The following is a 570-nucleotide window of genomic DNA, read 5'->3' as shown; positions in this document are numbered from 1 at the left end:
CTTGATCCCAATACTACGTAATCAAGACGAATACTCAGATTGACGAGAATACTGATCGCAACAATCATCAATGCGCTTAAACACGATTTGTAGATGATGCGTTTTGACTCATCAGTAATCACGTTGTTTTGTGCCGTTTCGGCTTGTTTAACTATTTGTGTTTTCATCCTGACCACCTGTTTCCAGAAAAATGTGGAAGAAATGTGAATTTGTGTGATGTTGGGCATGATTTTATTGACCAAGTGGAAAGTATTGTCAGGGGAATGTCAGGAATAGAACGCTGTTCGATATTATATTTGCATACGGTAAAGTCAGAGTAGTGTGAAGTTCCTGTAGGAAAATGCGGATATCAAAGAACAAAAAAGGAGCCGATTGGCTCCTTAGTTATTGAATAATATTACTATTTATTAGATTCGAGTTTATTGCTCGTCACTCTCTTTGTGGTTGTTACGGTAGTATTCCCACTGTTCAACACGTTCATCGTCAGAAAGCACACAGTAAGTTACACGCTCACCGTTCTCTGACACAGCGTCCAGTTCGCCACCTTGTTGTACACAGTAAACGGCCGCC

The 570-nt window shown here is 40.4% G+C and carries 1 protein-coding gene; it reads right to left on the bottom strand.

Translation table 11 applies throughout. The features are described from left to right. Positions 1 to 419: 419 nt before the first annotated feature. Positions 420 to 570: DUF333 domain-containing protein (locus tag R8N49_RS29240; RefSeq protein WP_318190712.1), on the bottom strand; the 151-nt coding region annotated here is incomplete at its 5' end.

Source organism: Vibrio sp. 1978, assembly GCF_033344345.1.
This window is presented reverse-complemented; position numbering and strand designations above follow the sequence as displayed.